22 protein-coding genes are annotated in these 25,792 nt (G+C 47.4%); 10 read left to right on the top strand and 12 right to left on the bottom strand.

The features are described 5' to 3' along the window. Positions 1-183 precede the first annotated feature (183 nt). On the top strand, positions 184-378 hold the full coding sequence (locus tag G499_RS22515; RefSeq protein ID WP_081413715.1) for a DinB family protein: 195 nt from the start codon (positions 184-186) through the stop codon (positions 376-378). A gap of 394 nt (positions 379-772) precedes the next feature. Here the strand turns inward: G499_RS22515 and G499_RS19255 are convergent, their stop codons facing one another. The 3 genes from G499_RS19255 to G499_RS0108380 form a co-directional block, all read right to left on the bottom strand. After that, a complete protein-coding gene (locus tag G499_RS19255; RefSeq protein ID WP_051296100.1) occupies positions 773-1,618 on the bottom strand; it encodes a class I SAM-dependent methyltransferase in 846 nt (281 codons plus the stop codon). A 107-nt stretch (positions 1,619-1,725) separates the two neighbouring features. Next, a complete protein-coding gene (locus G499_RS0108385) occupies positions 1,726-2,211 on the bottom strand; it encodes a hypothetical protein (RefSeq protein ID WP_026999574.1) in 486 nt (161 codons plus the stop codon). Positions 2,212-2,294: 83 nt separating this feature from the next. Continuing rightward, entirely contained in the window at positions 2,295-3,026 is a 732-nt protein-coding gene (locus tag G499_RS0108380; RefSeq protein ID WP_161627720.1) for a head GIN domain-containing protein, read from the bottom strand. Between the two features lie 152 nt (positions 3,027-3,178). On the opposite strand from G499_RS0108380, the gene G499_RS0108375 reads away from it, so the two are divergent. After that, a complete protein-coding gene (locus G499_RS0108375) occupies positions 3,179-3,424 on the top strand; it encodes a hypothetical protein (protein WP_154658375.1) in 246 nt (81 codons plus the stop codon). A gap of 48 nt (positions 3,425-3,472) precedes the next feature. Here the strand turns inward: G499_RS0108375 and G499_RS21065 are convergent, their stop codons facing one another. The 4 genes from G499_RS21065 to G499_RS0108355 all read right to left on the bottom strand — a co-directional run bounded on the left by G499_RS21065 (position 3,473) and on the right by G499_RS0108355 (position 7,977). After that, on the bottom strand, positions 3,473-5,866 hold the full coding sequence (locus G499_RS21065; RefSeq protein ID WP_051296098.1) for an ATP-dependent DNA helicase: 2,394 nt from the start codon (positions 5,864-5,866) through the stop codon (positions 3,473-3,475). 251 nt (positions 5,867-6,117) lie between these two features. After that, complete coding sequence (locus G499_RS19245; protein WP_051296096.1) at positions 6,118-6,525, bottom strand: OmpA family protein; 408 nt, start codon at positions 6,523-6,525, stop codon at positions 6,118-6,120. A 211-nt stretch (positions 6,526-6,736) separates the two neighbouring features. After that, positions 6,737-7,276, bottom strand: coding sequence for a hypothetical protein (locus G499_RS0108360; protein WP_026999571.1), 540 nt, complete (start codon positions 7,274-7,276; stop codon positions 6,737-6,739). A 110-nt stretch (positions 7,277-7,386) separates the two neighbouring features. Next, positions 7,387-7,977: a hypothetical protein gene (locus G499_RS0108355; protein WP_026999570.1), complete on the bottom strand. Its 591-nt coding sequence runs from the start codon at positions 7,975-7,977 to the stop codon at positions 7,387-7,389. A 280-nt stretch (positions 7,978-8,257) separates the two neighbouring features. Here G499_RS0108355 and G499_RS0108345 point away from each other — a divergent pair, with 280 nt between their 5' ends. Beyond that, entirely contained in the window at positions 8,258-9,649 is a 1,392-nt protein-coding gene (locus G499_RS0108345; RefSeq protein ID WP_026999569.1) for a M20/M25/M40 family metallo-hydrolase, read from the top strand. Positions 9,650-9,857: 208 nt separating this feature from the next. On the opposite strand, the gene G499_RS0108340 is transcribed toward G499_RS0108345, so the two are convergent. After that, on the bottom strand, positions 9,858-12,737 hold the full coding sequence (locus G499_RS0108340; RefSeq protein WP_026999568.1) for a M16 family metallopeptidase: 2,880 nt from the start codon (positions 12,735-12,737) through the stop codon (positions 9,858-9,860). A 420-nt stretch (positions 12,738-13,157) separates the two neighbouring features. Here G499_RS0108340 and G499_RS22285 point away from each other — a divergent pair, with 420 nt between their 5' ends. From G499_RS22285 to G499_RS21480, 4 genes are all read left to right on the top strand, one after another. Then, a complete protein-coding gene (locus G499_RS22285; protein ID WP_281171866.1) occupies positions 13,158-13,931 on the top strand; it encodes a winged helix-turn-helix transcriptional regulator in 774 nt (257 codons plus the stop codon). Between the two features lie 3 nt (positions 13,932-13,934). Further along, positions 13,935-14,831, top strand: a complete 897-nt coding sequence (locus tag G499_RS19235) for a DMT family transporter (protein ID WP_245576699.1) — start codon at positions 13,935-13,937, stop codon at positions 14,829-14,831. Positions 14,832-15,217: 386 nt separating this feature from the next. Further along, the gene (locus tag G499_RS0108325; protein WP_026999567.1) at positions 15,218-16,990 is read left to right on the top strand and encodes a UvrD-helicase domain-containing protein; all 1,773 of its coding nucleotides are present in this window, start codon (positions 15,218-15,220) and stop codon (positions 16,988-16,990) included. Between the two features lie 227 nt (positions 16,991-17,217). Beyond that, the gene (locus tag G499_RS21480) at positions 17,218-17,424 is read left to right on the top strand and encodes a M15 family metallopeptidase (protein ID WP_081413712.1); all 207 of its coding nucleotides are present in this window, start codon (positions 17,218-17,220) and stop codon (positions 17,422-17,424) included. A 25-nt stretch (positions 17,425-17,449) separates the two neighbouring features. On the opposite strand, the gene G499_RS0108310 is transcribed toward G499_RS21480, so the two are convergent. Together G499_RS0108310 and G499_RS0108305 are read right to left on the bottom strand one after the other, a co-directional pair. Then, the gene (locus tag G499_RS0108310) at positions 17,450-19,684 is read right to left on the bottom strand and encodes an ATP-binding protein (RefSeq protein WP_245576706.1); all 2,235 of its coding nucleotides are present in this window, start codon (positions 19,682-19,684) and stop codon (positions 17,450-17,452) included. Between the two features lie 128 nt (positions 19,685-19,812). Continuing rightward, positions 19,813-20,700 (bottom strand): polysaccharide deacetylase family protein, encoded by an 888-nt coding sequence (locus G499_RS0108305; RefSeq protein WP_161627719.1) that lies wholly within the window; start codon positions 20,698-20,700, stop codon positions 19,813-19,815. Positions 20,701-21,092: 392 nt separating this feature from the next. On the opposite strand from G499_RS0108305, the gene G499_RS19230 reads away from it, so the two are divergent. From G499_RS19230 to G499_RS0108290, 3 genes are read left to right on the top strand one after another with little or no spacing between them, the layout of a single operon-like run. After that, the gene (locus G499_RS19230; RefSeq protein ID WP_051296091.1) at positions 21,093-21,524 is read left to right on the top strand and encodes an ExbD/TolR family protein; all 432 of its coding nucleotides are present in this window, start codon (positions 21,093-21,095) and stop codon (positions 21,522-21,524) included. A gap of 34 nt (positions 21,525-21,558) precedes the next feature. Further along, positions 21,559-22,341, top strand: coding sequence for a hypothetical protein (locus tag G499_RS21060; protein ID WP_026999564.1), 783 nt, complete (start codon positions 21,559-21,561; stop codon positions 22,339-22,341). 18 nt (positions 22,342-22,359) lie between these two features. After that, positions 22,360-23,661 (top strand): bifunctional folylpolyglutamate synthase/dihydrofolate synthase, encoded by a 1,302-nt coding sequence (locus G499_RS0108290; protein ID WP_026999563.1) that lies wholly within the window; start codon positions 22,360-22,362, stop codon positions 23,659-23,661. Between the two features lie 133 nt (positions 23,662-23,794). Here the strand turns inward: G499_RS0108290 and G499_RS0108285 are convergent, their stop codons facing one another. Both G499_RS0108285 and G499_RS0108280 read right to left on the bottom strand, forming a co-directional pair. Further along, the gene (locus G499_RS0108285) at positions 23,795-24,874 is read right to left on the bottom strand and encodes a C1 family peptidase (protein WP_035726938.1); all 1,080 of its coding nucleotides are present in this window, start codon (positions 24,872-24,874) and stop codon (positions 23,795-23,797) included. Positions 24,875-25,109: 235 nt separating this feature from the next. After that, positions 25,110-25,709: an LURP-one-related family protein gene (locus G499_RS0108280; RefSeq protein WP_026999561.1), complete on the bottom strand. Its 600-nt coding sequence runs from the start codon at positions 25,707-25,709 to the stop codon at positions 25,110-25,112. Positions 25,710-25,792 lie beyond the last annotated feature (83 nt).

Genomic DNA, 25,792 nt, shown 5'->3' with positions numbered 1-25,792 from the left:
TATGCAGCTGTTTTTTGAAGATTTGTTTGCATACAACCACTACTGCAATCAGCAGTTGGTGCTCTTGTTTGAGACGCAGATAACACCCATTGCCGAAAAGGCGCTCAAGCTTTTTAGCCATACCCTCAACGCCCATCAGATTTGGAACCATAGGGTGGCAGGCTCACAAGCGCCTTTTGGAGTTTGGCAACGACACGAAATCAAAGACCTGAAAGCCACCGACCTAGCCAACTACCAAGACACCCAACAACTGCTCCAGCAGCTGTCAATAGTGCTCAGGAGGTGTTTTTTCATATCATCAATAACTCAACCTACCACCGCGCCCAAATCGCTACCGAACTCAAGCAGCAAGGAATCAACCCCCTAGCTACGGCCTGAAAAAGATGGCGATTGTGATTCCAGAAGAACTAATAGCTAATCTTTCAATGCAGCAATCGGTAGATGAAGTAGAAACAGTCAAAGAAGAGGGGGATTATGAAATCCGGTATTTCGACAACCCAGAAAGTGCTCGATTGTGGTTACAGTAAACTTCTATCTGTGCAAAGGTAGCCCTTGTTAATAGTGTACCTTGATGTGTTCGCTTTTTACTACCAAGGCCGCAAAGTGGAGCAAGGGCTATTTGAATAGTCCCCATACCACCAGATATTTTTGGAAAAGTAGGCTTGGGGTTCCAGCTCCGAGATAAGCTGAGGCCTCCTTTTGGGGGTAAAATGAGACTCAACCCACAGTTTTAGCTGTGGGATTTGAAAATGTCCAGTGGCGTGAGGTGCCATTATTTTTTCTTAAGCAATATAAGGCAGTATTTCTTGTCAGCGATAAAGTTTTTGGCGTTTCGTTCGCCTTTGAACTGCTTGGCTTCGATATCTAGCATTTTTTTGCCAAACTTCCACTTGATGATTCGCCAAACCCAGCCGGGTAGTCGAGCCTCGGCTAGCGCTGTACCCATCTCCCAAGCGGGCTTCATCACTTCCATGGTTAATCCATTGACCAAGTCCATCGTAGGGGCTACTTTTTGGGTGATGTCGATTTCTGTAACGACTTCAAACTTGCTGTTGGCGAGGGCGGGTTCGTAGTGCCCCAGCCAATGCCCACCACCTAGGGGGCGGTGTTTGTGTTCTTCATAACGAAAGAAATCGCACAAGAGCATATAACCTCCTTCGTTGAGCAGTTGGTAAGAGCGTTCAAAGTTGCGGGGCATATTGATGTACTGAAAGCTTTCACTAAAGAGGATGAGGTCATAAGCTTTTCCCTCTGGGATGGCGACTTCCTCATAAGTACCATGATAGATGGTGCCTTCTTGTCCTACAGCTTCACGCGCGCGCTCAGTAAGGCGCTCTGCCGGCGACACACCGTCTACTTGATAGCCTTTGTCGAGCAACATTCGGGCGATTTTGCCAGAGCCACAGCCCACATCCAGAATGCTTTTAGTCCCTTGGGGGATATGCGAAAACAGAAAATCGGTATAGTTTTGTTGAGCTTGTTTGAGGTTTAAGATATCTACCTCCATTCCTTCTTCCCAGTAGCCATAATGCAAGAAGTCTGTTTTGGCAAAAAACTTAAGTAGCGACAGCCCTATTTCGAGGCCCACCTCCTTAGAATCAATTTTTTGTTTTTTCATAAATACTAGTAAATGCTTATCTTTTTGATTAGCGCATAGATTTTTTGGTTCGCAAGATTACACATTTTTTATCAACAATAGCATTTTGCAACGGCTTTTCTCTTTGGCTAAGGGTAATCGGGGTAGTCAAATGGGTCAGTACAGGGGTCGCAGGCAAACCCTAAGTATATACCAAGACACTTGGCATCCCAGATATATTTGCCCAGCGCTTGGTCATAGTATCCGCCAACCTTGATATGGGTGTAGGCTAGGTCTATGGAGCCTTCAAAGGCTTGTTGTTCGGGGGTATATCGGGTCGGTTGTTGGTTGAGGATAGCAAAAAAGCCCAAGATAGTGCCTTTGATGTGAATGGCATAACGGCGGTCGGGCATCCCTTCGTCGAGTTGATAGTAGACCGAGTCGATACGGATACGCCGTGCGAGGTCGTTGTATTCGCAACCGCTGTAGAGCACCAGCTCCTCTTGGGTACGCAAGAAATCACGTATTTCGAGCACTTCTGCCACTGTAAAAAGGCACAGTTGGCATTGCGCTTCGGCAAAAACGGGTAATCCTTGCAATAAAAAGGTGAGCAGTATTTTGTTTAAAAATCTCATGGGGTGTGTGTGGGTCATCGTGTGCCAAGGCTTACGATGATTTATTTGAAATTATGATGCCAATATCAGCACCAGTGGAGGAGCTACATTGGGTTCACGGCTCGGATTCGCCCTCGGGTTTGGGGGGCTATATCGAAGTTAGTAACTACAGGTTGACCATAATAAAAAATAGTGCCAATACTGAAGGGGCGCAGCTGTACGTCCAGTTGTTCGGTGGCGCGTAGGTGGAAATCACCTTCTCCTTCGTGCACAGCACTGATGTGGCGGGCAGTCAGGTCTTGGGCATACAAAAAACCGTGGTTAAAGGTAGCTACATTGAGGCCTGTACAAACACCGCGTAACCGGATATCGCCACGCTCAAACAAGCGGCACTCTAGGTTTTGAGCTACTAGGCTTAGGTCTATATCTCCTTGTCCCTCAACGATAAGCAGCAAATCAGTAACCTGTAAGACCCCTTGGCTGCGTGCTAGCCCAAATCCGTAATGTCTGAGGGCTTTTAGCACGGGGTAATGAACAGTTATGACACGAGCTTTGTTATTATTACGCACCCAATTGCAACCAGCGGTGTTGCGTAAGTACAAAACGCCATCGCGCACCTCAGCTTTTATACTACTTTGTAGCTTACTACCCGCCTCTACTTCTATAAAAGGTGTTTCGCCCGATGGAAGAGGCCGCAGTACCAAGTCGAGATTGTCGTAGAGGTTGATTTCGCTAAAATCAGCCATCAAGCGACGCTCCTGTACAATTTCGCCAGTTGGCTTGAAACAATCGGCACTACACGCCGTTATTAGAAAAGACGATAGTAAAACTAACAAGCTATTAAGTAATGGTTTTACTTTTAATCCCTTGTTTGGTTGTTTTTTTTCAAAAAAATTACAATACATCATTATGTAGCTTATTTTGATTAATGTTAGCCCTATACAACAAGGCACCTTTTTTATTACTAAAAACCCTTTTAACAAACCTTATGAGCACCTCAAAACAGCTTACCATCCCTCCGAAGAGCCGCCCCGAATGGGCTAAGATGATAACAGGTGAGATAGATCACGTGTTTCAGAATTATGTACTTCAGCTTCGGGTCTATCAGGCTCGCCGCAGTGTTGAAAACAAACTTATGACCATCCATCAAGCTGTTGATGATATTTATGAGCTTTGTGAGCAATATGCCCTTACCGTTCAGGCCGATTTTAAAGAGGTTTTTGGTGAATGGTAAATCGGCCATCGACCTGTGATATTGATATTAAGAGTACGACTCTTGGTCTTAGGCCTTGAGTCGTTCGGCTTCTAAGAGGTAATTGAGAACAGTTTCGGCAAACTGTGGTTTGGCAAACCAAGGCTGAAAAGTCTTGCGCCATAGTTGTGGGTTGTAGCGCCAAGCTTGTTGCCATTCGTGTGCCAACAGTCCTTCCCAATGGCTGGGCGGGATAGTGGGGAGGTCTCTGCTTACTTCGCGCAGCCAAGCTTGTTCGTAGGCCAGTGCTTTGCAAAAATAATCATATTCTTCTATTTCGTTCATTTTTTGCAAGGCTGCAAGACGGCCTTGCCATATACGCAAGGGTTTCAGTGGGTATTCGGGGAGGTACAACATCGCCTCAGTGGGTAGATGCGAAGCGTCGAGCTGATGCCAAGGCAAGTGTTGGTTGGCACAAAGCCCTAAGGCCTGCCAAGCTGCTTCAAAATTAGGAGCTTTGGGGTAGTGTGTCAGTCCCCAAGGCAACAACTTTCGGTAACGCTCCAACTGTACAACACTGAAAGGGTAATGATAGGCCAACAACGCCAAAAACCAAGGCGCATTGGCCAAAATAAAAGCGATTACCTCTTGTTCTTGTTGGTAGGCTTCGGGATTGGCAAAGTGATGGTTGTAAAACCGAACGACAGTAGGATCTATGATGATATCTTGCTTACGCACCGCCCGCCCTAGGCTTAGCCCCTCTAGCGACTTGCAACGGCTCAGCGCCACATAGGTTTGGCCGTGGGCAAATGCGCCACGCCCAAGATCGATATGGATTTTGTCGAAAGTAAGTCCTTGACTTTTGTGGATGGTGATGGCCCAGGCCAGCCTGATAGGGAACTGCGTAAACGTACCGATTACTTCCGACACAAGGGCGTGTTTTTCGACATCCCAGCGGTAAACACGGTTTTCCCATACTTCGCGCTCTATAAAATGCGTTTCTCCGTTGTCGAGCCGTACTTTGATTAACTCCTCGGTGAGGCTATCTATTTTGGCGATAGTACCATTGACCCAGCGGCGTTGCCCACTGCCTTGCCCTTGGACAATATCATTTTTGATAAAAATAATCTGCGCCTCCTCTTTGAGCGCCAAGGCAAAGTCTGTAGGGTATTTCTCGGCGCTATAATCCCCCTCGATTTGCGCTTGGTAAGTATAGGTCTTGCCCCGAAGCTCGGCCAGTCGTTCTTCATTAATAGAGGCAGCCAGCTTGTTGTTGGTTACCAAGGTCAGTACAAAGTCTTTGGCAGTGGGAGCCTTTTCGGGCAAATGGCGTTGGTTGAGTCCCTGCAAGACCTCTGCGCGGGCATCGCCTACACGAAGGGCGTTGAGGAGGTCTTTGAAATATTCGTCTTGTTGCCGAAAGACCTTGGTCAATTCTATAAAATGAAATCGCGATACTTTGAACGAAGGGGCACTAAAGAAATAAGGGCTGTCGTAGTAACGGTCGAAAGCTTCGAGGCTGCTCTCGTCGGTGCGTAATACCGGCGGCAACTGAAACACATCGCCTATCAAGATGATTTGTTTCCCTCCAAAAGGCAACTTAGGATTCCCTCCATTGATGCGCAGCGATTGGTCTACAGCTTCGAGTAAATCAGCCCGCACCATCGACACCTCATCAATGACGAAGGTCTCTGCCTTCTCGATGATTTTACGTTGTTGCTTCGATTTATCAAAGCGTGGAATGCTGCTATCACGTGGCAACAAAGGTTTGAAAGGAAAGCCAAAAAAAGAGTGAAGCGTAACCCCACGCACATTGATTGCCGCAATGCCCGTAAAGGCCAGTACTACGGTTTTCTTAGGGCTGTTTTGAGCCAAGTAGTGCAAGAAGGTAGACTTGCCCGTGCCGGCCTTTCCTGTGATAAAAAAGTGCTCATCTGTTTGGGTGATACGTTCGTAAAGTTGGGCTATTTCGGGGTTATTTTCAAGATAATTTTCCGGAATGTCGACATAGCGATTATAAGCACGAGCTGCTTTCCCCTCGTGTGCGGTTGCTATCTGAGCCAAGCGTACTACCAAAGGGTAGCTGTGTACAAAAGGTTCTTCAGGATTCCAATCTACCAAACGCAACGGATTGGAGAAGCCCTTGAGCAAGGAACGTGTAGCTTGAAAAATTGTGTCTAGGGTCTCGGGCCACGAATGCGCCTGACGTTGGGCATACGTAATGGCCTCAGGGCTGAGGTCGATACCGAGTAAATCCAAGTAATCTAGACAGTCTTCCAACAGCTTTTCTTCTGCCTGTTGGATTTGTGCCCGTTTTTTAGCCGATAGGCAAGCCTTATAAGTCCCCTCCAGCTCAAGCCCCAAAGCTTCTATTTTTTTTATATCGGGGCGCAAGCCCTCCAGCGTAGCCTCTAGGAGCCGGCCCTCTAGCATACGGACAGCCCAAGTATGTATCAGCTCTTCAACTAAGGGTAGCTCTGGCATAAATATCTAACAACGTGTAACACAAGCCCCAAGGGCTAGGCCCTTAATTGGGGTTTTTATTTATCTTTTTTTGGCTTCCCAATGCATTGACAACAACGTAACAACACCCCCTCAAAAAGGAAGCAGACCAAAAACCAGACTAAGTTCGGAAAATATTGCCAAAAAACCTACCCCAAGTGCTACAATAGGCTAGATACTGCTCAAGTTTTTGGCAAGATTTTGCGAACGATGTGTTTTTATTCAATCAAGGGCTACTCAAAGCTGAAATTTACACGACGGTTGCGGGCGCGGTTGGCTTCGGTGTCATTAGGCACTAGTGGGCGGGTTGCGCCAAATGCTTGCGTTTTGATGCGTTCGGGCGACAGACCAGCGTCAAGCAATAAAGTACGCACGGCCTCAGCACGAGCCTCTGAAAGCGCTTGGTTGCGCGTTTCGGTACCTACATCATCGGTTTGGGCCTGAACCGAAAGCTGAGGGAGTGCCTCTAGGGGTTGCAACACAGCGTCGAGCAGTGGGCACTGTATTTTGGAGAGAGCAGCTTCATTGTACTCAAACAGTAGTGTGGGCAAGTTTTTTTGGTTGTAGTCTATCAGTTTTTGGGTATACTGTGTTTTGGCAGTATCATCATCGGTACTTGGGTGTCGTACGATGGCCGTCAATTGCTGCAGAAGCTGCGTATCTTGCAGCAGGTTGTATGTAAAGGCTGTGTGATACCAGCAGTGTTATCTGCTTCTGTATTGTTGGCAGTGTTCAGATTTTGGTGGAGGCCTGATTTTGTGGCGGGCGCTGAGTTTGGTCTCAAAAAAAGCCATCCCAGAGAGACCGGGATGACTGGTGTTTTTTGGATAATGTGTTGTGTGTCTTGGGGGGTTAAGCCTTTTCGGGCACAAGCACATACATCTGATTGGGCTTGTTTTCGTTGGCTATTTCGCCCTTGTTGTTGTATACCTTGCTTTGCACCAACTTCAGGATGAGGCCGCCCTCACGACGAAACTCGATAATCTCGTAGAATTTCTCTACTGTGGGCTGGTCAGGTTTGAGTAGGTATTGGGTAATGATGAGCTGCTTGCCGTCTTCACTTAGCCGCCAAGCATTGCGGATAGGCTTAGGGTTGCCGGTAAAGCGTTGTTTGTCCTTGCCTATCAATACATCCTCAAAGCTACCATCGGCTTCTATCTCAAAAAAATTGGCAAACCCTTCCTTCGTCGGCTTTTCGACCAGCCATTTGCCGATTAGCTTCTGACTGATTTCGTTGGGGGCTTTGAGCTCTTCGGGCGTATTGACGGGCAGGTTGGCGCTATCTTGGGTTTCGGTGGATTCTTGGTTGTTGTTGGCAGAGGTATTGGCATTGCCGCAGCTATAAAGCGCAGCCCCAGCTACAATCAGACCAATAGCGATGTGTGTTTTCATATTGTTGGATTACGATTTTGATAAAGCAACTATCAGCGACAAGTTAGAGATTTGCCTCTGATAATAAAAGCCCGATGCTGCAAAATCCCTGCCATGCTGTATTGAGCGGCTCATTCTCCCGATTCGGCATAGTGTGTATCCGAGGCCCCTGTACGCATATAGTGTTGAAATTGCCGGTGGTAGCTGCGTGCCTCTTGGCGGATACTGTCTACGAGCTGGCTGTCGTCCATCACCACACTGCCCAATATACGCCCGTTTTCGTGCCACTGTAGTAGGCGGTAGGTGTCTTGAGCAAAGTAGGCCTTGTAGCGGCGTTGTGCTTGTGTAGACTCGTGTAGCATCAGGTTGCCGTCGAGGTCATAGAGATAGGCCTGTTCTAGTTGTTCTTTTTTGTGCTGAGCAGCCACCTTGACCATCCGCAATACAGGCTCACTGTTGCCGTTGAGGCTATAAAAGTATAGCTCTTGGCCTTGGTATCCCTCTAACGAAGGCAGGCTTAGGCGCTGGGTTTTGTCTTGAGCCAGGTGGGTATAGTGGGGGTAGTCTTGGGCTTTGATTTTGAGCGCCACGTATTGATACATATCTTCTATGTAGCGGACTTGGTCTTGGATTTGGGCAGGCTCTTGGGCTTGGAGCGTTCCCATAGCCAAGCAGAAAAACAGCGTATAGGCCGAAGCGAAGGTTTTGCAAAGCGTAGTCATATCGATTTTGTGTTTAGAGAAGTGTTGGGTATTTTGAGTTGAATCAGTCGTATCCCAATCATCCCCTAAGGTGTAGACAAAAAGCCTATGGCCACAGCCGACAAGGTGTCCAGCAAGAGAGGGAGAATAGGCATACTTGTTTCGACAAACACTTTATTCTTACACAAGAACAACCAAGGGGTTGTGTCTCTAGCTTTTTTTTGCAAATTTGGAAACACAAAGTTTGTAGCGGTGCTTTGTGCTTGTTTGATTATGTAAAATTACCCAAAAAACATTACTTATGAAAGGAACACGACTAAAAGTTTTTTTTACTCTTCTTTTTCCCTTAGTCTTGGCGGGCAGCCCTCAGGCCTATGCACAGCTGACCCCGCTCGACGATGCCAACCCTGCCATCATCCGACGGATGTATGACGAAGCCCTGCTGCGCCCCCACGGCTACTACTGGCTGGAGCACCTTTGTAAAAAGATAGGCCATCGCCTGAGTGGCTCCCCTCAAGCTGCTCAAGCAGTGGAGTTTACCAAAGCAGTGATGGACACCCTAGGGCTAGACCGTGTTTATCTTCAAGAAGTGATGGTGCCCCATTGGGTGCGTGGCGAAGCCTCGGTAGAGGTTGTGGGCGGCCCCAGTTTTAAGACCTTGGCCTTGGGCAACTCCGTCGGAACGGGTGGGCAGCCTATCACAGCAGAAGTGGTAGAAGTGAAAAGCTTCGAAGAGCTCAGTGTCGAAAAAGTATCAGGTAAGATTGTGTTCTATAATTATGCTTTTGACCAGCGCTTTATCGAAACCGGTACTGGCTATGGCGATGCTGTCAAGTACCGTGTCAATGGAGCTGCCGAAGCGGCCAAAATGGGCGCGGTGGCCGTCGTAATCCGTTCGGTGAGTACGGCTAACGACGATGAGCCTCACACCGGCACTACCCGCTACCAAGAGGGCATACGGCCTATAGCCGCCCTAGCCATAGGCAATACCAGCGCCGACCAACTGACCGGAATGCTCCGCAAGAACCCCCGCCTCAAGCTCAAGGTGTATTCTGAAGCCGAAATGCTGCCCGATGTACGCTCTTACAATGTTATTGGGGAGATTCGTGGCTCGACTTACCCCGACGAAATCATCGTCGTAGGCGGACACCTCGACTCTTGGGATGTGGGCGAGGGCGCTCATGATGATGGTGCCGGCTGTGTACAGTCTATCGAAGTACTGCGCCTCTTCAAAGCCCTAGATCTGCGCCCCAAACGCACCATCCGCGCCGTGATGTTTATGAACGAAGAAAACGGCTTGCGTGGTGGGCAAAAATACGCTCAAGAGGCGGCTCAGAAGAATGAAAAACATATCGCGGCCATTGAGTCAGATGCAGGAGGGTTCACTCCCCGTGGCTTTACTGTAGATAATGGCGAGCAGGCCGTGGCCGCCATGCAGGCTTGGCTGCCCCTGTTACAACCCTATAGCATCGACAACATCCGAGTAGGCGGCGGCGGTGCCGATATTTCCCCGCTGCGCCCCCAAGGAACGGTGCTCATCGGCTTCAGACCTGACTCCCAGCGTTACTTCGACTACCACCATACCCACATCGATACTTTCGACAAGGTAAACCAGCGCGAGTTGCAGCTAGGCGCTGCCGCTATGGCCGCGCTTACTTACCTGCTTAGCGAATATGGCGTGCCTACGCTTTAAAAAAATAAACAGGGGGAGATTTTGAGGCTCTCCCTGTGCTACGCCACCAGATATTTTTCAAACCTCACAGTTAAAACTGTGGGCTGCGTCTCATTTTACCTCAAAATAAGGCCTCAGCGTGTCTTGGAGCTGGAGTTCCGAGTTTTACCTATGGGGTTTGAAAAATGGCCAGCGGGGTGATGAGTGTTTTTGTTGGACAAAGGGCGGCTTACTTTTTCAGTACATCCCCATTTTTGTCTAACTCTATAATTTCATAGCCTAATCTTTCTAAGCCTTCCATAACTGTGGCTCTATCACCTACTACCAATATATGCATATTGTTGTAAGGCAAATATTTCTTGGCAAGCGCGTTGATTTCTGCTTGGCTGATTTTGTTAAGAATATCTATTTGTTCTTTAACAAAACCTTTGTTCAACCCATAACGCATAATACGCCCTAGGAAGCTTGCTTTTTGGAAAGCTGTTTCATAGTTGAGGGCATCACGCTGGCCTATGGAGCTTTTGGTAAACTGTAGTTCATCAGCCGAAATACCATTGTCAGCATAGCCAACAATTTCTTTCATAAACTCCACAATAGAACTATCGGTGGCATTAGCTCTTACCCCTGCTGAGGCCGTAAATACACCTCCCATATCAGTACCTGCAAAGAAGGTTCTGGCACCATAGGTATAGCCTTTGTCTTCGCGTAGGTTGAGGTTGATGCGGCTATTGAAAGCCCCACCGAGGACATAGTTCATAATCGTGGCTTTGTAATACTCCCCGGTGGCATCATAAGGCAGCGCTACATAGCCTATGCGGATTTCAGACTGAGCGGCTTTATCTTGGTTGACAAAGTAGATTTTTGTTTTTTCAATCTCTTTTACCGGAGCCATTGCAGGCAATTCGTAGGGTGTTGCCTCCCATTTGTTGAGGAAAGATAGCTTAGGGTAGACCTCATTTTCTGACAGATTGCTGATGACTACCAGTTCGGCTTTAGCCGCAGAGAAGTATTTGGCGTAAAATTGTTGCACATCCTCTAGGCTGATATTATTGAGGGTTTGCTCTGTGCCGTTCAATGGTATAGCACGGATATCATCTTTTCCATACAATAGGATGTTGAACACTTTGTTGGCTACTGAAGCAGGTTGTGAGTCAGCTTGTTTGATGCTCTCAGCCTGTTGTTTTTTATTGCGTTTGAATGCATCTTCTGTAAACTTAGGACGGAACAACCGTTCTTCCAACAGAGCCAAGGTTGCGTCTAAGTTTTTGGTAAGTGTACGCACATTCACACGGATATCTTCTGTGCTTTCGAAGATCGAAATAGAGGCGCCCAATTTCTCTAGTGCGCTACTCATTTCTTCTGCTGTGTACTTTTCAGTATCTTCATTGAGCATAGAAGTCATCAGGGCTAGAATCCCGGCTTTTTCTCTGTCATTGGCCGAAAGCAAATGCCCGCCTTTTAGGCTGAAAGAAAGTGTAACAGTCGGCGTTTCATCGTTTTCAGTGCCTATTACTTTGATACCATTGGCAAGTTCTTTGGTCCAGAAAGGAGGCACTTGAACTACAGGGTTAGGGCCTACAGATGGTTTTTTGCTGCGGTCAAAAGTATCTTTTGCTTTATTGTACACCAAGCCTTCGTAGCCATAGTCGGGGGCGACATATCCCTCTTCCGAAATAGTGTGATTGTCTTCAGCTGCCTTCATATCAGGCTTGCCTTTAGGATACACACTGACAATTACGGCGGGTTTGCCTTTTAGATATTGATGATATACCCGCATTACATCTTCCTTAGTTATGGCCATATAAGCCTCTAGCTGTGTACCTAAGTAATTGGGTGTGCCGGCAAATGTTTGGAAAGCCGCCAACTGTGAGACCTTTCCACTTACGCTGCCAAGCCCGTTGATAGCTTGCGCCTCTTGTTGTGCTTTGAATTTTTGGATATCTGCATCACTTACGCCTCTTTCTTCAAATTCTAAAATCGAGGCGCGGATAATCTCCTCCATTTCGGCCAAGGTTTTACCCGGATAAGGCAGCGCAATCATCTGAAAGATACCTGCTAATTCACTGCTATTATTTCCGGCAAAGCTTTGTACGGCTTTCTGTGCTTTGTCTAGGTTTTTGTACAAAATAGAGTTTTTGCCCTGACCTAGTATTTCGGCCAAACAATCTAATGCAGCCTCGTCTGGGTGAAAGCGAGGCACTGACGGCACTGCATACATAAGTAAGGGGAGCTGTATGTAATTGTCCTCATAGGAAGCATAACGGTCTTGATTTATCACAGGGAGAGGCAGTTTCATTTTCTCTACCTCGGGGCCTCTTGGAATAGAGCCAAAGTATTTTTCTACCAAAGCCACGACTTCTTTAGGATTTACATCACCGCCTACGGTCAATACAGCATTGTTGGGCCCATACCAGCGCAAGAAAAAGTTTTTCAAATCGTTGACATCCACGCGGTCTAGGTCTTCAATATAGCCGATGGTAAGCCAAGAATAAGGGTGGCCATAGGGATAAAGGTGTTTGGACAAAGTTTCGAAGAGCAAACCATAAGGGCGGTTATCATAGTTTTGGCCGCGCTCATTTTTTACTGTTGCACGCTGGATTTCAAACTTCTCCTGTGTTACAGCATCCAACAAAAAGCCCATACGGTCGGCTTCAAGCCAAAGGGCGATTTCTAATTGATTGCTGGGCAAGGTTTCAAAATAGTTGGTACGGTCTAAATTGGTGGTACCATTCAGTGTGCCACCGGCTTCACTCACAATCTTGAAGTGTTCTTCATCGGCCACATTGTCAGAGCCTTGAAACATCATATGCTCAAAGAAGTGAGCAAAACCCGATTTGCCTATTTCTTCACGAGCCGAGCCTACGTGGTAAGTAACGTCTACGTGTACTATAGGATCAGAGTGGTCTTCGTGAATAACCAAGGTAAGCCCATTGGGCAGGACATACTTTTCGTAAGGAATAACAGGGTCATTTCCTTGCTGGACTACTTTTTCTACCAATTGCGCAGACTGGCTTTTTGAGTCTTTCTTGGACTTTTTTTGCGCTATTGTTTGTAAAGGGAGAAAAAGCATCACCAATACGCATAAAACATAGTGTACAGTGTGATTCATTTGAAGAGTAGTTTAAAACTTTAATAAAAAATTAAGTATTTGCTCGCAAATATTAAACAAATCACGGGGAAAATAAAAAAACATTGTTGAAATATGTGCAACATAGTTGCATAAACACGAAATTTAAGCTTTATTTTATATTTCCATAAGGTGCTCCTAGGTCATCTCTGTCTGTAGCACTGACTCGGACGGAGCTCCAACTCCTAGACAAGCTGAGGCCTCATTTTGGGGGATTTGAAAAATGTCCAGTGGGGTAAAATAAAGCTACACTAGCCGAAAACCCACATTTAGAGCCTAACCGTGGGTTTTCGAAAGTTTTCGGCCTTGTGGAGCAACGCACCGGTGTACACAAGTACTCAGGCTAGCCTTTTTTGTGGAGTAACAAACCTTGTGTCAACTCAGGAAAACGAATAAAGGCAGATTTCTCCACGGATTTTGTCCAAAGAACTACAGGAGTTAGAGCTGAACGGGCTAATCAGCCGAACAGTCTGCGACACCAAGCCTGCTACTGTGCTACATGAGCTGACTGAGTATAGTCAAACCCTTCAGGATGTCTTAATAGCGATGGAAAAATGGGGGCAGCAACATCGGAAAAAAATCATTCAGGGCGGCGGAGCCGCCGCGTCCAATCATGTTGAAGGAGAAGCTGCTTGTTCAAAAAGCCAAAACGTGGTGTGCTTATCAGGAGTAAAAACCTTTGTTTGGGATTTTTTATGTGGGCTTGCTTGTTCTATGGTGTATGTTCCATCAAAACATTACCAAGACTCGCAGGGTTTTCAGAGCAGGTATTTTCCCAAGCCAATTGTGATTGGGGAGAAGCGCAAGGTTTTGAAAACATCCAGCAGTATCATCTTGGTTGATATGTTAGATGACCCCCAACAAACTCATCGGGCTGTGTCCGGTGTTCAATTTATGGAAACAATGCAAACTTCGGTAGAAATCAGCCTCTACCCCTTACACGAAGATTACGAGGCCGTAGTGCTTCATTTTATCCATACGCTCCAATCGGATACAGCGCTGACAGTAGAAGTAAACGGGATGAGCACTCAGGTTTTTGGCGAATACACTTATGTCATGCAGCAATTGACGGCTGCGCTAGGGGCGGTATTTGCTAGTCAAAAGGCGATTGCGGTGATGAAAATCGGTAAAGGGCACCTACGCTATACACCCCAAAAACCAACTCAAGCCCAATAAACGATGCTTCATTCTAAAGGAGTACAGTGGATGCTATTGGCTACGCTGTGCTTTACGGTGATGAATGCCTTTGTGAAGGCAGTCGCACATTTGCCGGCCTTGGAGGTCGTGATGTTTCGCTCTTGGATTTCGCTGTTGCTGACTTGGGGCCTGCTCTGGCGCAAGCAAATCCCTTATTGGGGCAACAATAAGCGTGTGCTGCTTCTGAGAGGGGCTTTTGGGGTGATTGCCTTGAGTTTATTCTTTACCACACTCCAGCATATACCCTTGGCCGGGGCGGCGCTTTTACAGTATCTAGCCCCTATTTTTACGACTATCTTGGCCTTTTGGTGGCTGGGAGAACGGGTATATCGGGTACAGTGGCTGCTTTTTGCGCTTTGTTTTGCGGGGGTAGTGGTGGTCAAATACACCGATGCGCGCATCGATTGGTTCTATTTGGGCCTAGGCGTGCTGAGTGCCTTCTTCTCGGCCTTGGCCTATACGTGTATTCGCAAACTCAAAAACAGCGAACACCCGCTGGTAATTGTGTTTTATTTTCCCCTTATCAGCGTACCCATCACTACACTGCTGGTATTGCCGCTATGGGTATGGCCCAGTGGCTGGGATTGGCTACATCTGTTGGCCATAGGCCTGCTCACACAGGTAGCGCAGACCCTCATGACCAAGGCCTATCAGGCTGAGGCCGCCGCACACGTATCCGCAGTAAACTATGTCGGCATTGTTTATGCCCTGTTGTTGGGTTGGATTTTCTTTGGCGAATACATCGCGTGGGGAGCCTTGATAGGAGTGGCCTTGGTGCTGATAGGAGTGCTGCTCAACCTGAGTGTAGCCTCTTGGTATCCGCCGCTCAAAAAGAGGCTTTGGCCAGCAACCAAACCAAAGCCCAAACAGACAGCCTAATGGAAGAGGCCTGCTTTATGGTTGTAAATTACTGAAAAACAACTAATTGCTTGCTAAATCTATCAGGCTCTAAAGCCCTGTATAATTGGAATGACCTTTGAAAATCTCTGCAAATTTCGTTTTTTTGTGTACTCAATGTAGAGCAGGGTTGCTACAACCTAAGAACAGTATTTTTTGTGAAATACAACAATACATACTTGACTCACAGTAATTTTTAGCGCACACATTTCTAAAATTGACATCAAATGCTAACAGGGCTTGGCGCTGGGGCAAATACTGTCAATGCTTGTACAAAACACCGGAGCCAAGAAAGAAGGATTTTAGGTCGATGAGCCCAATTATACCAAGGTTTATCCCAAACTAACTTCGATTGGGAATAACACACTATGAAACTAACCCCAGAACAAGAGGCCATCATTGGCAGTGAGGGCGATATTACCATCAATGCAGTAGCGGGTTCGGGCAAAACAACAACCTTGATTGCCTATGCGCGGACACGCCCGGCGGGAAGCCGAATTTTATATTTGGCATTCAACAAAACCGTACAGCGCGAAGCCGAACAACGCTTCGCCGAGCAAGGACTGTCTTATGTAACCGTCAAAACAGCTCATTCTCTAGCATACCAGTATGTCGTTAGAGCCAATGGCTATCAAGTCCGTCCACAAGATTTCAAAACCTATGAATTGGTAGAGCTGCTGGGGCTACAACGCAGCGGCGAAAAACACGCTGAGTATGTCTTGGCCAATCATATCCGTAGGTTTGCTACTTATTTCTGCAATAGCAATCGACAAACGGTAGCCTCACTGGATTACCTCGAAACCATTGCCGACGAAAAAGCATTGGAGTTTGTCAAACGATTTTATGACTTCATAGAACACAAAACCCGCCTCTTGTTGGCGATAATGAACAGAGGAGAAATAGCCGTAACACACGATTTCTACCTCAAAAAATTCCAACTCGCCAAGCCAACCCTCCCATATGATTACATCCTTTTTGACGAAGGGCAAGATGCCTCCCCGGCTATGCTTGATGTGTTCCTCAATCAGCCAGCTACCAAGGTCATTGTAGGAGACACACATCAGCAGATTTATGGATGGAGATATGCGGTAAACTCATTAGAGAAAACAAATTTCACACAATATCCGCTATCGAGTAGCTTTCGTTTCAATGCAGACATCGCCGATTTGGCGCGTCAGGTCTTGCTCTGGAAAAGCTATCTCCAACCTGCCTTTCTGCCGCCGCCTATATATGGGCGGGCTGCGCCTGCTCAGGGGAAATCTCAAACCCCCAAGGCAATCATTGGGCGAACCAATCTGGGCTTGCTCCTCAAGTCCATCCGCTATGTGTATGACCGGAAGCTCCAGCAGGGTATTTATTTTGAAGGAAATTTTAGTTCTTATGTCTATGCCGACGAAGGCGCTTCCCTGTATGATGTCTTGCGACTAAGCCAAGGCCAACACGCCCTCATTCGGGATAAGCTTATCAGGGCAATGGACTCCCTCGAAGACTTGGAAGAATATATCGACAAAACCGAAGATGCACAGCTGCGGATTATGGTCGAGATTGTGCGCGAACACGGAAGCGAAATACCCAAGATAATGAATTATCTGAAGGAAAAACAGTTACCCGAAGAACAAAAAAATGAGGCTGCTTTTATTTTTTCGACCGTCCACCGTTGTAAGGGAATGGAGTATGATGTAGTACAGTTGGTAGATGATTTTCTAGATGAAGAGCAGTTGGCCAAGGCTGCCCCGGCTATCAAAGATGATATGCAGGTAGTCAATAAGCTCAAAGAAGAAGTCAACTTGCTGTATGTGGCTGTCACCCGCACCAAAAAACAGCTCCATATCCCTGAGGAGTTACTGCCCATAGCGTATGATACAGCGCAAAAAAGCAGTACTATCTTGGTAGTCAAGAAGAAACAGAGCGCATCCAACACATCGTCTAAGGGTAAAAATAATGACACTAAGGCCTATAACCTAGACGAAAAGCGACAAACCCACAAAGCCGCTTACCGCCCTTGGACAGACACCTTGGACGAGGAGCTGCGCCAAGCTTATGACCAAGGGTTGGATATCAAAACTCTGGCCCAATCAATGGGGCGCACTGCCGGCGCTATTCAGTCGAGGCTGCGCAAGCTGGGGTTGATAAGCAACTAAGGGAGAAGGTATGACCAGGCTATTGGTTTGATAGCCAAGGTATTGCCAAATCACTACCACGGCTATATCCGACAGCCGTGCGATCGCCCCAAAACTATAGTTTATCTATCAAAACCATAATGACAAAACGGCGTTCAATGTCGAATTTATTTTCAGCAATATGCGCGGCAACTTAGACCGTGGGCAGGCTATTTTTGGGGCTGTAGCCCACGCCTTTTGACGCGCTTGTGTATGCCTCCCATACGGAGTTTGAGGGCCTTCCCCAAGAGCGTATTCAGAATAGAGCGTTGCTCAAAGGGATGATGGCCAAACACGGTTTTTTGGTAGACCCTATGGAATGGTGGTACTTTAACTACAAAAGCGCAACCGTATTCGAGATTGTGGATATCCCTTTGTTGCAGCTACTACAGATAGCTAATGGGCAAAAGCCCTAGTGCCGCCTGTGTGGGGTAACATACCTCACTGCGAATTGCGCAGCAAATTCTGTTGGGTCTGCCCATTGGTATGCTGCTCAGCCTTAGGGGTTGGGCTATAGTTTCTGGGGAGAGTAACCTCAAAGCAAGCTCCTACTTCGAGGGCGCTTTCTACCTTGATACTGCCCCCTAGGCGCTCAGTCAGCGCTTTTACTATCGACAAGCCCAAACCGGTAGAGCTTTCGCCACCAGTGGGGCGGGCGCTCAAGCGAGAGAATTTCTTGAATAACAGCGGAATTTCTTCAGGGGATATGCCCGGGCCTTGGTCACAGACAGTGATCCCTACTTGGTCTGTGGTATTGAGCGATACACTCAGCTGCACAGTACCTCTGTCTGAGAATTTGAGCGCATTCGACAAGAGATTTTCGACAATCCGGCGCACAAAATCTTCCGAAGAATATAGCATCAGTTGCGTGGGGGCTTCGAGGCGGAGGTTGATTTGCTTTTGTGTGGCCATAGGTTCATAGTCTTCTACCAAGGTACGCAAGACCTCCACCAAGTCAAATTGTGAGAGCTCTTTGTCTATTTTATTGAGCGAAGCCCCTGATTCTAAGTAGCTGATTTCGAGTAGGTCATTGATAAGCCTTTGGCCAGATTGGCAAAGGTACTCAATGGTATCGAGGTATTGTTGTTGGCTTTTGTTTAATTCTCCTTCGTATCGAAGCAGGGTACTGAAGCCTAAAATTCGGTTGAGCGGAGCGCGGAGATCGTGCGCCACAATACCGATAATGCCATCTTTTTCCTCGTTTAGCTCTGCCAACTGAGCGTTTTTGAATTTCATCTCTCGGTTTTGCGCCTGCAATAGCTCACTTTGTTCTTGAAGCACCTCGTTTTTGAGGGTGATTTCTTCGTAAGCCTCTGAGAGTTGGCGTGTCCGTTCTTCTACACGGCTCTGTAGCTCACGGGCGTGTTGGCGTTGTAGGGTGTCGTTGTGTTGTAGTTGGTTGATGAGTGCTTGTTTGGTGGCATCGCGGTCATAGCCCTGTTGCTGGATTTGCTTGTTTAGGCCTAGGCTAAAAAACAAAGTCTGTAACAACAAGCCTGTCTCGTGGGCATTCAGATACCAGTTGACATCATAGTGGTACACAGCAATGCCCACCAACCCCATAACCTGCAAACAGCCAATTCCCACCGCATAAAACCGGGTAACGGGTGAGGGTTTGAACAAAAGCAGCCATAAGCTCAAAACCAACAAGTATAGAGACAAGACCAGGCCGGTGGCCAACATATAGGGAATAACCGTGGTACGCAGGCCTAAAAGGCTAAATTTGATAATTTCCCAAGAGGACATCAGGCCGGTGATAATCAGAAAAAACAAACTGACATATTTAAGCCAAGTTTGTTTGAGTTGTGAGTTGATGACGAAATAGTGTATAAACCCTAAGTATAAGATTTTGGATAGTTCGCCCGAAATAAAATTGACAAAGAAGTTGTCTTGTTCTGGGTTGATAGGAAAAAAGAAGTATTTGGTATAGCCATTGACCGCAAAAAAATATAGGGCTGTAGTGAGTAGATACAGCCCAAATAATAGATTGAGGTAAGGGCGAAGGCTATAAAACATCATCAGGTGATAGAGGGCAGCAGCCACAAAAAAGCCCAACAAGAGCACTTGATAAAGATGGCGTGCGTGTGCCCAATACAAAAACTGTGGTTCTGGGCTTAGGCTGAAGTCAAGGTGGATATAGCGCTCGTCTTTGTTGTTGATACCAATCAATACTTCATAGGTTTTGCCTGCGTTGAGGGAGAGTGATAGGGCGTTGAACTCCAAGGCAATGCTCCGCTGCCAAACGGGCAATAACACCCCCGAATAACAACTTTGCCAAGGGCGTTGGCTGCCTAGCTCTCGGTATTGTAGCTCATAAAAACTAGCGCGAGCGCGATTGTGCAACACAAACTGTTGCTGGTTTTTGAGCTCGTTGCGAATGCGGAAATACACCCAGTGAACTTCGCCGGGTTTGGCTTTGAAGTGTGTTTGGCCTATGGCTATTTTTTGCCAGCCTGCTTGGTCAAGTGTAGGCCGTATGCTGTCTGGAGTACTTAGATGGTAGGTGGGTAGCACCTTGATGTCTGAACCATCGGCAAAATTGTTGCTTTTGATGCGATAAGCCATCTCTGCGCGGGTTTCTCCGGGGTTGGATTGTGCCCACATTACATTGCCGCAATGTATCATCAGCCCTAAAAATAGCAGGCGAATGCGTAAAAAGCTGCGGCAATGATTCATCACAAGAGGCAATTAAGTTCGACAGTTTCCAAATTTCGGGATTTTTTGTCAGATAAAAAAAATTATCATTCGTACATTATTAGATCAAAAATATACAACATCATTGCAAAAAGCAAGGCTATGAGGCTTTAAAAATTAGCGGGTATGCCCACCAACGAGGCCACAGTCTCGAATTGGTAGCCCTCTCGCTGCAGTTCTTCAAGGATTGCGGGCAGTGCTTGCACAATTTTCTCACCTTCTTCGCCGCCGGTATAAAGCCGGATAATGGCTCCCGGATGGACATAAGACATCAATTGGGCAGCCAGCGGTTGGTTGAGTTGAGGCTGCGAAGGGTGAGTCCAAGGGTAGGTATCTATCGACCAATGGATAAGGTAATAACCTCTTTGGCTCAAAAAAGCCAGCTGCTCGGCTGTAATCTTGCCATAGGGCACACGCAACAACCGGGGCTGTATACTGATAAGGTCTTCGAAAACTTGTTCTGAGCGCAAAACTTGATTTTGGTATAACTCTTCAAGGGCTTCAGGGAGGAGTTCAGGATGGTTGAAAGTATGATTGCCCAACTGATGGCCGTCAATCACAGCCTCCCTCACCATCTCGGGGTCTCGAAGCATCTTATATCCCACCATAAAAAAAGTAGCACGTACCTCATATCGCCGCAAGATGGTGAGTATTTCGGGCATATAGCGCATATCAGGGGCTTCGTCGAAGGTCAAGGCAATGCGTTTGTCGCTGATACGCAGCCCCTCTAAGAGCAAGTGATCGGGAAACGCTTGGGCAAGCGCCTCTATCTGGTTTTTTTGCTCTTGCGCCTCCGCGCCTATCGCCACCGTACGGATATGGGCAATACGTGTTGAAGAATTGGTGTGTTGGGCGGTCGTTAGGGGCTCTTTTTGATGACTTTGCGCCACATACTTGCGCCCTTCTACCCAAATCAAATACAGCAGAAGACCAATAAGCAAGCCTACTAGGCTCATAAAGAAGGGGTAATGGCGGCGATTGGAGGGAGATTGTGTCATTGTAGTATATACAGCGTGAAAATTAGTTCGGAAAATTGATAGTCCGAAAATCATTGATAAGCCAGAATATCAAATCCGCAAACCACTGGGTTTTTTGGAAAAGTAGTCCGAAACAACACGAAGCCTTGTTTTGGTATAAAATGCCAGCTTTTGTAGATTCAGCCCACAACTAGCGCTATGGGGTTTCCAAAATGGCTCGATAGAGTGTCAAATCCGGTAAATCCTTAAATCCAGTAAATTTTGGTCTAAAATTGATTGATGTGTAGATTTTGCGCCAAAATCATACCTAAATTATGACGCTAGCCGTTGTACTAACAAGAATTGGGCGTTTTTTATCCTAAAAACCTGCGAAACAACTACCTTTGTACTTCTCACAAATTTATCTGAAGACTATGGATTTAGGTTCCAAATCAAAACTCGAAACCTCGTTCGGCTTAGCTTCTATGACCGACATTATCTTCTTGTTGCTCATTTTCTTTATGTTGACTTCCAACTTTGTCAACCCTACGGCCCTGCCGGTAGAGCTGCCCAAGGCAGCCCAATCGACTACAGTAGTGCCCAAGGTCAGTGTTACGGTTACGGCCAAGCTGGAATATTATATCAACCAAGAGCGTATCAAACCCGAACAACTAGAGAGCAAGCTCCAAGAGGCCTTGGCTACAGTGGCCGACAAAAAGGTTATCCTCAATATTGACAAGACTGTGCCGGTAGAGTATCTGGTGCAGGTAGCCGCGCTAGCCAATCAGCTCAACGCAAAGGTGGCCATTGCGACCAAACTAGAAGGAAGCACCGCCGGAAAAGCCGATATTTCGGTGGTAGAATAACCTGACCCTATGTCTCTCTGCCTCAACAACAATTATGGAAGAAGAAAATAAGCTATCCAAACAAATGAGTGCCTTTGTGATGGCCTTGGTGATACATCTGGGGCTGCTCTTGTTGCTCCTGATGTGGCGCATTCAATACCCTGTCAATCAAAGTAACAACGAGCTTGGTATGGAGGTCGCCTATGGACTTGACAATACAGGTTCCGATATACAGGCCATTCCTGTAGAGGCTATCCCGGTAGCTGCTGAAGCATTTGACCCGCCTCAAGAGCCTGTAGAAGAAGAACCTGTGTTTAGCCAGCAACCGACAGATATCAGTACAGAGAAGAAACAGCCCAAAGAGCCTGTCAAGCAACAGCAACAACAAAAAACCACTCCCGACAAAACCCAGCAAAAACAACAACAAACCACTACCTCCACCCAAACCGACGGGCGCAACCCCTCGACCTACCAAAAAGGAGATGACCAAAACAAAGAGGGTGATAAGGGAAAACAAACAGGCTCTCCCGACAAAAACGCCTCTTATCAAGCCTATGGAGGAACGGGCACGACACTCACCCTTACGGGCTGGAACTGGGAAAAGCCCCCTCAAGTACAGGACCGCTCCAATGAGGCCGGAAGGCTCGTATTTCAGATATTGGTAGATGATCGTGGGGAAGTCATTGGCGTTACTACCCTCGAAAGTACGCTCTCGGCTACAGTCGAAAAACTCTATGAGCGAGAGTTGTACCGAACCCGCTTCTATCCTATTGAGGCCAATACCAACCCCGCCCCAGTCTCTAAAGGGGTCGTTACCTTTGTTATCCGAAACAGATAATTTTTGATGTTTTCTCTTATGACTTACGAAGAGACTCTCGACTATCTCTACGCACAACTCCCTGCTTTTCAGCGAGTCGGCGCAGCAGCTTATAGGGCTGATTTGCTGAACATCGAGCAGCTCTGCGCTGCTCTAGGCAATCCCCAACAAGGTTTCCGAAGCATACATATAGGCGGAACCAACGGCAAAGGCAGTACGGCGCATATGCTGGCCGCCATACTCCAAGCCGCTGGATACAGGGTAGGCCTCTATACCTCGCCACACCTCAAAGATTTCAGAGAACGTATCCGCCTCAACGGTCAGGTTATCGGTGCGGCAGCCGTAGTGGACTTTGTGGCCAAAACCCAACCTTTGGTCGAAACGCTCAAACCTTCATTCTTTGAACTGACGGTAGCTATGGCATTTGAATACTTTGCCCAACAGGCTGTCGATGTCGCCGTGATAGAGGTAGGAATGGGCGGACGCTTAGATGCTACCAATGTCATCACGCCAGACTTGTCCCTGATTACCAATATCAGCTTGGATCACCAACAGTTTTTGGGGGACACCTTGCCCAAAATAGCCGCTGAAAAAGCGGGGATTATCAAAAAAAATATTCCGGTAGTACTTAGCCAAACACAGGCCGAAACCTTGCCTGTTTTTGAAGCCAAGGCTCAAGAGGCGCAGGCTCCCTTGTGGAGAGCCGATGCGGCTTATCGGGTAGAGGCTACCTCAGCTTTTGACTCCCAAGGAAGGCGTTGCTTTAGGGTCTGGAAAAACGAGTTGCCATACTACTCCGAACTATGGCTGGGGCTAGGGGGAAACTATCAGACATACAACCTCGCAGGAGTCTTGCAAGCCCTAGACTGCCTGCGTAGCGTAGGATACCAATTGTCCGAAGAGGCACTACAACAAGGATTGGCAGAGGTAATCAACCTCACAGGCCTGAAAGGTCGCTGGCAGATACTGTCGCAAAAACCGCTTACTATCTGTGATACAGCACACAACGAAGCCGGACTAAAGGAGGTTTTGAATGCCCTAGCCCAAATCCCACGCCAAGAGCTACACATCGTGCTGGGTGTGGTGGCCGATAAGGACCTCAGCCAAGTATTGCCCTTGTTCCCCAAGAGCGCTCGCTACTATTTCTGTGCGCCTGCCGAAACGATGCGTGCCCTGCCTGCCGAACAGCTACAGGCTCAAGCCTTAAACTACCAACTCAAAGGCGACTGCTTTGCCGGTGTCAACGAAGCGCTCAAGGCCGCACAACTACAGGCTCACCCCGAAGATTTGGTGTTTGTTGGCGGTAGTACTTTTACCGTAGCAGGGTTGAATGGCTTGTGATGGTTGGTGTGTAATACCCAACAGGCTTACACCACCGAATATTTTCCAAATTATCCCTAAATGAGGCCTCAACTTGTCTCGGAGTTGTAGCTCCGAGCTACTTTTCCAAGAGTGATGTAAAATCAGCTAAAGTCTATTTCACGTTGTATTCAGGGATGGCTTCCTTGTTTAGGGTAACGGATACGGTTTTGAGCAGTAAATACGGCACAGACATATAGAGATAACCCAACCTGGCATTACTACGCCCCCAAGAGTTTTTGATGAGGTAGTAAGGCTGCCCATCATTGCCATAGGCTTTGCCCACGATATGCATCAGGTGGTCTATCTTTGTGCTACCGCTGAGCAGGGCTTGTTGGCGGCTTTGAGCACTGACAGGCAGCAAGTCTTCGCTGAGGTAAGCAACCCCACGTGGGTAATCAAAACTTGAGGCACTTACATCGCCATTCCAGACCAGCGTATACCCCCGGGCAAGAGCGCTGTCTATGGCTGCGTGCCAAGCTTCTAGGGGGAGGTTGTAATAGCTTGCGTCCATCCAGTTAAACTTGTCTGTCAATACAACTTCCTGATAATAAGGGAAATCAGCCTGAGAGCATAGGCTAAGGTAGCGCGAGGGCTCAAAGCCAAGGTAGTTTTGGGCAAAGCTTTTGGGAGTATATTGCTGCCCAGCATACTCAAAATAGCTGGGGGGCTGCCCCAGTTCTTGGTCTAGGATGGCTTCGTATATGTGTCGGTCGGTGGGCGCAAGGCTTGCACTTTTGGCGTTGAGCAGTGTACAGGTGCGCTCCCACATAAGGGTATCAAGCTCGCGGTGGTTATGGTGGCGCTGGTCGCGCACTAGGCCGGTATAACTGGCCTCGGGCACAAGGCCATAGCGCTCAATCACCCTAAGGACATCGTGGGCTTGGCCGCCAGCAGTAAAAAAGCCCTGCCCTTGTTTTTCGAGATAGCGCTGAACCTTGAGCAAGTAAGCGTATCGCGCCACATACATTTCGGACAAGTCAAGCCGGTCGTTGGGATGTTGGCGTAGGTGTTCGCTCTCCAGCCACGAGAGTGTGGCAAAGCTCCAACAAGTACCTGACATCGCCTGATTTTTGATGGGCGTATGTGGCAGTATCAATACCGACTCCCAGGTGCGTACATTGGTTACTTGTGCCAAGATTACTGTGCTATGATAAAAGACAAAAATAAGCGCTACAAAGGTTGATTTCATCATAAAAACACCTGATTAAGTAAATCTCTGCTCCCAATAAGTACTCATCCGCAGTGCCAGCCCACGAATCTCATCTGCACGGGCTAGGGTTTGTATCCAAGCTTTGGGGATGGTGGCCATACCGTAATACAATCTGGCCAGCGCCCCGTAACTGTGGCAGTGGTATCACTATCATCGCCTAAATTAACCGCCTTCAGCACAGCTTCTCCAAAAATATCCAGTAGTGTGTGGGTATTGATTATCCTCTTCTACGCTCCAACAAAATCATCATCATCAGCCCCAAGAGAATGCGTTCTTCATCGTGTGGAGGCATTTCTTCGAGCTTGTGGATAGTGAATTTACGCCCCCAGAAAGAAGGCTCTTTGCGTAGTTTGGCGACTATTTGCCCATTATCGACCCGCTTCACGAGGTAGGCGGGGTTGAACACATAGCCTGTAAAAGCGCCGATGAGCGGCAGCTCTCCCACAGCACTATCAATGACTTTGATCCAAGCGTTTTCTTCATTGACCACAAACTCGTGCTGGTCTTGACTATCGTAGAGGTCATAATGGGCTTTCCAGAGAGAGCGCCAGCCTTTGCGGCCAATACGCCCGATGCTTTTGCCCTCGTAGTCTAAAAAATTGTAAGAGGCCGAAAAATCAATCCATTGGTTGGCCTTGATGGTATACATTTTTTGGCGCTTGCTTTCGTCGCTAAAAACCTCTACCTCGCTTTTTAGTTTGAAGATTTTCTGACGGATGTAAGCCAATGTTTTGCCAGAAGCATCTTTGGCCACAAAGTCGTTGGCAATGGTTGCAATTTTGAAGCGTAGTTCTAGTGGAAACGCAAAAGTACTCATAAAGGTAGTACAAATGTTAGGGGTAAAACTATTCCCTATACGTAAAAAGGAGGCTCAAAGTGGTTGAAGGATTGATTTGGGTG

The sequence above is a fragment of the Eisenibacter elegans DSM 3317 genome, from assembly GCF_000430505.1.
Classification (GTDB): domain Bacteria; phylum Bacteroidota; class Bacteroidia; order Cytophagales; family Microscillaceae; genus Eisenibacter; species Eisenibacter elegans.
The sequence above is the reverse complement of the archived record's forward strand: the minus strand, read 5'-3'. Positions and strand labels throughout refer to the sequence as shown.